Source organism: Clostridium sp. Cult1, assembly GCF_021655095.1.
Classification (GTDB): domain Bacteria; phylum Bacillota; class Clostridia; order Tissierellales; family Tepidimicrobiaceae; genus Schnuerera.
In genome coordinates this window covers 2,115,722-2,123,828 of record NZ_PPXW01000001.1, presented here as the reverse complement: position 1 = coordinate 2,123,828, position 8,107 = coordinate 2,115,722, and the positions used below count along the sequence as shown (strand labels likewise).

The following is an 8,107-nucleotide window of genomic DNA, read 5'->3' as shown; positions in this document are numbered from 1 at the left end:
ATCTACATATTCAATAATAGCTTCTTCTATTCCAAACCAATCTGGTAGTTTTCTAAGTATGGAATTAGTTATATTTGATTTGGATTTTGGATCACTTATTTCTTTAATAAAATAATCCCTAGTGTTTGCCAACTCTTTAAGCAAAGCAGTTCTATCTTCAACAATTTTTTTATGTTGTTCATCTGTCCAATTTGGATTTTTATTCATCCAAAACTTTTCACATGGTATTTCCTCACATTCCTTGCCTTCTATAGCATGGCATCCCATACATTTTACCTCAAAAATGTGGCAATCACTACAGATGCATCCCCATGCTCCAACTACTTTATTCAATATGATCCCCCCAGTTTTTAACCTTATTAGAGTATTACTTATCTACCATTCTAATAATCTTCTTTCCCCTTCTAATTCCCTTATTCCTGTAATATCTTGACTAACCTCCAGTACTCCTTTATATTCATCTTTTGAATTCTTTAATGCAAAATACTGGATTAATATCTTTCTCCCCTTCAAGTCTATCCAAAATCTAGCTGAATCCTTACTACCATCTTTAAATGCTTCAATTATTTTATTTACTACATCTACGCTTTCTGAAGGGTGACAATTCTCCACATCACGGCCAATGACGGCTGGTGAACGTGGAAATATTCTATCCTTAGGCCTTGTAAAAAATCTAACTTTATTGTTTTCATCTACAAAAGTAAGGTCTACTGGCAAAGCGTTTAATAGAAGCATCATCTGTTCAAAATTCAATTCTCCAGTATTGGTTTTGAACTTCGTTGCCTCTAACCCATATAAATCTAATTTTTCTTTCTTCTCTAATGCTGGCTTTTGAATAAATGGAAATCCATAATCCATACTTTGAGCATGCATATCTTCCCATTCCTCATCACTAATTACTTCCATAGATGCTGGAAATAAAATAAGTTTTTCTTTCTTTACTATACCAAGTAAAGTAAAGAACAAACTACCAATTTCTTTATTAAATTCTTCAACAGACATATTTTCAGATTCTAATAAATTTTCTACTCTCTTTATATTTTTTCTTGCCTCATCATGTAATGACCACATAATAGTTAGTCCATGGAACCTGTCCATTTTTTTCTCTAAATAAGGAAAAAGTATATTCTCCTTCTTTAAATAATGTTGATTAAATTCCTCTAGTTTCTTAACACGAACTAATAATTCATCCTTTTTTATCTCCACTTCTTTGTTTAATATTATTTTCTTTATTTCTTCTAATTTTTTCGTAAGGGCTTCATTTTCTTTTATTAAATAATATAAAAAACTGTCTTCTTTTGGCTTTTTCCATGAATAATTGCTTAAAGGTTTATGAAATACATTTATAACCTTATCTAATATTTTAAGTACATCCTTTGGTGTATACCCTTTTTCTAATTTTGAGGTAAATATTTCAAAACATTCTTGTGGAGTTACAGTTTCAATATCTTCTTTGTATTTAAGATATAAAGCTTTCCCATCTCCATTATCCACAACTCCTTGAACGTATTCCTTTAAACTTTCAATTTTTTCCCTATCTATATCCACCATTACACCCCTTGCTTCAAAATTTCACATAATCTAAATTATAATATATCCAATATATACCAACTATTCTATATATTTAAACTATCAACTTTTTATAATCGAAAATAACCTGTTCCCCATCATTTATAACTATACAAGGAAGCCCTACCCTTCCTGCCTTTTTTATTTCATCAAATTCCGGTCTATTATCCCTTATTTTTAAGAACTTCTTTAGGTATAACATATTTTCAGTAATATCTAAATATAAGAACTTAATATTGTTGTTGGAAAGATACTCTTTCGCTGGCTCACAATCTGGTCAATGTTTACTACCAAAAACAATTATTTTCTTCATTTACATCTCTCCTCCTAAGTAAATTATCTATATTTAATATATCATGGTCCTCCTAATTGGTAAATATATTAATAATGAATATTTAGAATAATACTTGTGACTTTATACTCAATATGGTAAAATTAATGTGAAAATAATATTTGGAGGTTGCTCATGATTTTATTTCTTGCTAAATAATAAAATTTTATAGGGACAAAAATACAGCCATTATATTACCCTAGTATTTTTGTGTCTAATTTTAGCGAGAAATCTCTTATGAATATATTTATATTTTATTAAAGGATGATTTTGATCATCTTTTTTTATATATTTTTCTGCTGCCAAGAGAGCTTTCTCTTGGCATTTTTTATGGAGGTGAACAATATGAATAATACCCTTTTATACCAGAAGTATCTGAAGAAGGAGTGAAATTAGTTGTCATTAATAGATATTAAAAATTTAACATTTACTCATATAGGTAGCATTAATCCAATTTTTGATGATGTAAGTTTACAACTAGATACAAATTGGAAATTAGGATTTATTGGTCGCAATGGTTATGGAAAATCTACATTTCTAAACCTTTTAATGGGTAAGTTGTCCTATAAGGGTAATATCCATACTTCTGTAGATTTTGAATACTTTCCCTATGTGGTAAATAATCCAGATAATATAACCATATCAGTTATTGAAAACTTAAAAGGAGAATTTCCACTGTGGAAATTGGAAAAAGAAATGAACTTGCTTCAACTTAAGGAAGATGTGTTGTACCGGTCTTTTTCTACCTTAAGCCATGGAGAACAGACTAAAATACTTCTTGCCACTATGTTTATTACAGATAATCAGTTTCTATTAGTTGATGAACCTACCAATCATTTAGATGTTCAAGGTAGGAAACTTGTAGCTGAATACTTGGCAATGAAAAAAGGATTTATAGTTGTATCCCACGATCGAGAGTTTTTAAATATCTCCGTTGACCATATATTGGCCATTGAAAAAAATAAAATTGTACTAACTAAAGGAAATTACGATACATGGCAGCTCAATAAGCATTTAGAAGATCAATTTGAGCTTGTACAAAATGAAAAATTAAGAAAAGAAATACGAAGATTAAAAGACTCAGCAAGGGAAAAAGCTCTATGGTCAGATAAAGTTGAGAAATCCAAAATTGGTCAAGGTCCTGTAGATCGAGGATATATTGGTCATATGGCTGCTAAAATGATGAAACGCTCTAAAAACATTGAGAAACGTTATGAAAAAGCCATTGAGAAAAAGCAAAAATTACTCAAAAATATAGAGGAGATTGAAGCACTACAAATAGACCCTTTAGAGCACCATGTAGATACTCTTATAGAAGTAGACGATTATACAATATATTACAATGATAATCCTATTTTTAAACCAATAAGCTTTACCCTTAATCAAGGGGAATGTTTAATTCTGCAAGGTAATAATGGCAGTGGAAAATCCAGTATTATAAAGGCTATTCTAGGTCAAAAACTACAAACCATTGGCCAATTGTGGAAAGCCAATAATTTAATAATATCTTATGTGCCACAACAATTTGATTTTTTAAAGGGCAGTCTATTTGAGTTTATTGATAATTCCAATATTGATAAGACTCAGTTTTTAACAATCTTTAGAAAAATGGGAATTCCCCGAGAACAATTTGATATTCCCATGGAGAATTATAGTAGTGGTCAAAAGAAAAAGGTTCTTTTAGCAAAATCCCTTTGTGAACAGGCTCATATATATATCTGGGATGAACCTTTAAATTATATTGATATCATTTCGAGAATTCAGATTGAAAATATGATTTTAGAATATGCCCCTACTATGCTCCTTGTTGAGCATGATAAAAAATTTATCGATAAGGTTGCTACAGATATTGTTGAATTGTGCTAAAATATAGCCAAGCACAAGAATAAAAATTATTTTTTCTTGTGCTTGATCTATATAGTTTTATAAATTATAATTTTCTCTATTTATATCCTCTAAAGAAAACATCATTTCTTTCATAGCCATAATACTTTGTAGTCTTTTAGTATCTTTCTCGGTATAGTATCTATAGTTTTTCTTCGATCAACAGTAAATAAACCAATTTTATCATAGTATCTAAAGGTTCCGATTCAAATATTTATTTTTTAAGCACCTCTCCTTCTCTTCCACCGCCAAATGTATTTTTCTATTTGAATTTTAGCCAATCATATTTTTTCCTCTTACTTTGACTTAAATTTTAAAGACTATATTTTAAAACTTGTTAAACCAGTTCATATAAATTGGAGTTTAAAATATAGGGTTTTCTATGGTTAGATAGAACAGGAGATGCTAATATTCATGGAAGATTAATACAAATTGCTCACCTTGAAAGGGATAAAACTTTAAAGATATATAAACTATATGACAAAACTTTAAATATACTGAATAACACCAATAAAGCTAAATTTATTCTTGACAGAATTAGGGTTGAAAACCAAGCTACATAAGGGCCCAATACAGTTTAATATGCAACGCTTACAAAGATATAAAGAAAAAACTTATAGAAGAATCCCTTGAATATTGCCTATTTAGAAGATTAGAAATTGAAAATTGTTCGGGAGCATTATTTTGTGAAAATTAAGAAAAAACACTTGCCTTTTACATATATTTATGGTCATAGATTCTAGAAAATATTTTTATACTTAATTTCATAAAGAACTCCTCTTGAATATAATACATATAATATCATAGAAGCCATAAAAGGAGTGAATATCATGTATAATGATTATAGATCGTATCCGTGTCCTTACTGGGATAACAAACCAAAACGTCACCCAAATTATTATAAAGACCCTATCCAATTAAAAGATTATGGACCTTGCCCATTTGTAACCAATATTGAAGAAGCTGCAAAACAAAATAACTATTTTCGTATAGCATTATGGACAGGGAAATATCTACAGCTTACACTAATGAGTATTAATGTTGGTGATGACATCGGTCTAGAAATGCACCCTGATCTAGATCAATTCATTCGTATTGAACAAGGGCAAGGAATCATTAGAATGGGGAATACAATGGATAACTTGAGTTTTCAAACAAGAGTTTATGACGATTATGTAATATTTATACCTGCAGGCACATGGCATAATTTAATTAATACAGGTAATTTACCAATTAAACTATATTCTATATATGCACCTCCAGAGCATCCCCATGGCACAATTCATAGAACTAAAGAAGAAGCTGAAATACATGAAAATCGTTATTAGATATTGGTAGTAAAAGATGTGGACAAAAATTCTTTGTCCACATCTTTTCCGCTACCAAATTATCAATTAATCCATCATTATATATTAGCAATACATCATATTATCACTTAATATTCTAAAGATATAAATTCATAAGTACAGCATCAAAATATTCTCCATCAATTTTAAAAAATTTTTTATACACTCCAATCCTTTCAAATCCCAATTTTTCATAAAGCTTTATTGCACTTAAATTATCTATCCTAACTTCTAATTCTATAACTTCCAGTTTTGCAATATATTTTGCAAATGTAATCAATTCTTCCATCATTTTAGTACCAATACCTTGATTCCAATATTTCTTCTTAACACTTATAGCAAGTCCACCTCTATGGGCAATACGAGTTCTATTGATAAATCCTTGCAATGAACCAATAGAAACTATTTCTTCACCAATTTTCCCAAGATACATAACTGATTTATCCGATAAATTAATATCTTCAATGATTGCCATTTCTTTTTCTACTGGCATGTCTTTAAATTCATTTTCACCAAATAATAGATTGTCGCTTTCCCCACCAATAATATTTAAGAATTCTAATACCTTTTCAGCGTCTTCCTTTTTAGCCTTACTAATTTTCAAATGTTGAGACATATTCTCACCTCATTTACCTATAAATACTTGCTACCTTCCCTAACGCTTAAAGGATGGAGTGTGTTTTTATGGATAAAATTTTTCACCCATTCCTTATTGGTTTTAGAGTACTCTCTCAAGACCCAGCCTATTGCTTTGTTTATAAAAAAATCATTGGTTTCGGAGTTGGATAAAATTGCTTTGCTTAAAAATTGGGTATCGGTTTTTTCTTTATATTTCAATTGAAATATAATAGATACCCTATTTAACCAAATATTATTCGACTCTATCCATTTGGTTAAATAGTCTTTCTTTACTTCAGGATATTCCATAGCTACATGGCCTACTATTCTATTTATGGCATCTACACTATCCCACCATGATTTTGTCGTCAATAGTCTCTCAATATTTCCCATATCATCTGGCGTAAACAGCTTTTTAACTTTTTCCATATAATCTATAGCCAAGTATTGAAATTCCCTTTCTGGCATATCATAACATTTAAAAACAAAATTCCAATCTATATTTGTATCCTTTCTTTTAACTTTTAGTAATTCCTTCGATAATCCATTCCTTTCTGGCTTTTTAAGGCCAAGAAAAGGGAATTTGTTTTTCATATATTTGGCCATAGGTATTACTTGTTCTTCGTTTCTATTGTTATAGAATATTTGAAAAATGTCCACTATATCCCTCTTTCTAATCTTAATCTAACATCTTCAGCTTTTTTGATGGTATCCTTTAACCATATAAGAGCCTTTCCGTTTTCTAATACCTCTTCACAAGTCATCCAATATATTTCCCCAACCTCATCGGTAGCCACGGGCTTTGCTTCCCCAGATTTATATTTGCATACAAAAACCACATCTACAACTACTTGTCCATCTGCTAATAAGAATGATTTGCTCTCAAGATAATGCATTGTATCTGAAACTTCTATACCAACTTCCTCCATTATTTCCCTTCTTAAAGTCTCTTCTAAAATGCCATCTTGTGCCATATTTGCTTCTACTTTCCCTCCAACCAAAGATATAAGTCCTGGAGCATGTTCTTCTTTTTCACTTCTTTTTATGATCAACCATTTATCATCTTTATATATGGCTGCCTCCACATTTACTATGTATAAATTATAATTCACTTTAATATCCCCTTTCAGTTTCCCCAACTCATTATTGCTATTTTTTATTTTTTAGCAGCAAATAATAAATGGTTACTTGCTCCTAAAAATTCTGGTTTTTCACTATAATAATAATGAAACTTTAACCATCGCCTATAACTTTCATCATCCATATTATTTATTTTATCAGCCAATAATTCACTTAAACCATCTGCAGCAATTTCAGATACAATAATCAATTCTGATGATTGCAATAGTTCCCTGGCCTGTTGGACTGTAGTAAATACAAAGGGAAAATCATTCACCTTGAAAGTTTGGCGATTATATGCCCCATTTATTAGATAGTCTGGCTCATAGCACATAGTTTGAGTAACAATAACCATATCGTTGTTAATGAAAGCAAAGAACATTATGCCTTCTTCTTTGCATACTCTTTTAACTTCTTCGATGCATTTTAATTGATTCTCTCTATCCTCTAAGTGATACAAGGGCCCAAAACAGAGAACTATACCATATTCATTATCCTGAAAATTTGAAAGGTCTAAAGCATCCCCTTGAAATACTTTAAGGTTCATACCTGGCTTTTTCTTTTCTTTAATTCGGTTCACATGTTTTTCAACCAGTTCGATGGCCGTTACATCATACCCTTTTTCCGCAAAATATAAACTATATTCTCCAGTACCTGCTCCCAAGTCCAATATTTTCATTCCAGGTTTTAAATGTTTTTCAATATGCCTTACTGTAGTAAAAAATTCAACCCTCGTTGCTTTAGAAGATAATCTAGAATCCTCATCAAATATTTCATAGATGGCTGCAACCCTTTCTTCCTCATTGCTAATCTTTCTCAAATCTTCTATTTTCATTTATGATCTCCTCCACCTATTTCTTTGCCTACCTGTAGAATACTTAACAATTCTATTGGCTAAAAATTCAATATCCTTTTAGTATCCTCTCTTCACATTCTTTACATCAACATCCATTAACTCCTTAATAAGAGTTAAAATTTGGAAATAGCCATAGTTTTATTTTTCGTAATCCTATGTATCTGTAATCCTATATATCTAGCGTACCTAAAAATTCATAATTTAGTTCAAATCTTTTATAAATTCAAGAACATTTGCTTCATATTCATTTGGATAGTCAAAATATATTTCTGCATGTGCACTATATTCAACAGTAAAAATCTTTTTATTATTATGTTTAACTGAATTATAAATATCCTGTCCCATAAAATAAGGTGTTATTTCATCAGCTCTACTATTTATAAT

General features: G+C 30.1%; 7 protein-coding genes and 4 pseudogenes. 2 read left to right on the top strand and 9 right to left on the bottom strand.

Going from position 1 to position 8,107, the window contains the following annotated elements:
- From C3E89_RS10610 to C3E89_RS13540, 3 genes and pseudogenes are all read right to left on the bottom strand, one after another.
- Positions 1-333, bottom strand: a pseudogene (locus C3E89_RS10610) (hypothetical protein); the annotation flags it as partial.
- Positions 334-375: 42 nt separating this feature from the next.
- Positions 376-1,548 carry a DUF438 domain-containing protein gene (locus C3E89_RS10605; protein ID WP_236912854.1) on the bottom strand — a complete coding sequence of 391 codons (1,173 nt, stop codon included), beginning with the start codon at positions 1,546-1,548 and terminating at the stop codon, positions 376-378.
- A gap of 76 nt (positions 1,549-1,624) precedes the next feature.
- Positions 1,625-1,834 (bottom strand): annotated as a pseudogene (locus C3E89_RS13540) (glutaredoxin domain-containing protein); the annotation flags it as partial.
- 462 nt (positions 1,835-2,296) lie between these two features.
- Between C3E89_RS13540 and abc-f the strand changes: the two are divergent.
- Positions 2,297-3,766, top strand: coding sequence for a ribosomal protection-like ABC-F family protein (gene abc-f, locus C3E89_RS10600; RefSeq protein WP_236912853.1), 1,470 nt, complete (start codon positions 2,297-2,299; stop codon positions 3,764-3,766).
- 57 nt (positions 3,767-3,823) lie between these two features.
- On the opposite strand, the pseudogene C3E89_RS13535 reads toward abc-f, so the two are convergent.
- Positions 3,824-3,928: pseudogene (locus C3E89_RS13535) on the bottom strand (MerR family transcriptional regulator); the annotation flags it as partial.
- A gap of 686 nt (positions 3,929-4,614) precedes the next feature.
- Between C3E89_RS13535 and C3E89_RS10595 the strand changes: the two are divergent.
- Positions 4,615-5,112, top strand: coding sequence for a cupin domain-containing protein (locus tag C3E89_RS10595; protein WP_005585977.1), 498 nt, complete (start codon positions 4,615-4,617; stop codon positions 5,110-5,112).
- 115 nt (positions 5,113-5,227) lie between these two features.
- Here the strand turns inward: C3E89_RS10595 and C3E89_RS10590 are convergent, their stop codons facing one another.
- The 5 genes and pseudogenes from C3E89_RS10590 to C3E89_RS10570 all read right to left on the bottom strand — a co-directional run.
- Positions 5,228-5,746, bottom strand: coding sequence for a GNAT family N-acetyltransferase (locus tag C3E89_RS10590; protein ID WP_025642085.1), 519 nt, complete (start codon positions 5,744-5,746; stop codon positions 5,228-5,230).
- 17 nt (positions 5,747-5,763) lie between these two features.
- Positions 5,764-6,408, bottom strand: a complete 645-nt coding sequence (locus C3E89_RS10585) for a DNA alkylation repair protein (RefSeq protein ID WP_236912851.1) — start codon at positions 6,406-6,408, stop codon at positions 5,764-5,766.
- On the bottom strand, positions 6,408-6,860 hold the full coding sequence (locus C3E89_RS10580; protein ID WP_236912850.1) for an NUDIX hydrolase: 453 nt from the start codon (positions 6,858-6,860) through the stop codon (positions 6,408-6,410). The genes C3E89_RS10585 and C3E89_RS10580 overlap by 1 nt, the downstream gene beginning before the upstream one ends.
- Positions 6,861-6,904: 44 nt before the next feature.
- Entirely contained in the window at positions 6,905-7,702 is a 798-nt protein-coding gene (locus tag C3E89_RS10575) for a class I SAM-dependent methyltransferase (protein ID WP_236912848.1), read from the bottom strand.
- Positions 7,703-7,924: 222 nt separating this feature from the next.
- Positions 7,925-8,107: pseudogene (locus tag C3E89_RS10570) on the bottom strand (alpha/beta hydrolase); the annotation flags it as partial.

Bases quoted from the DNA above. Each gene is read 5' to 3' on its own strand.
- C3E89_RS10595 (WP_005585977.1), top strand. From the start codon at position 4,615: ATGTATAATGATTATAGATCGTATCCGTGTCCTTACTGGGATAACAAA.
- C3E89_RS10590 (WP_025642085.1), bottom strand. From the start codon at position 5,746: ATGTCTCAACATTTGAAAATTAGTAAGGCTAAAAAGGAAGACGCTGAA.
- C3E89_RS10575 (WP_236912848.1), bottom strand. From the start codon at position 7,702: ATGAAAATAGAAGATTTGAGAAAGATTAGCAATGAGGAAGAAAGGGTT.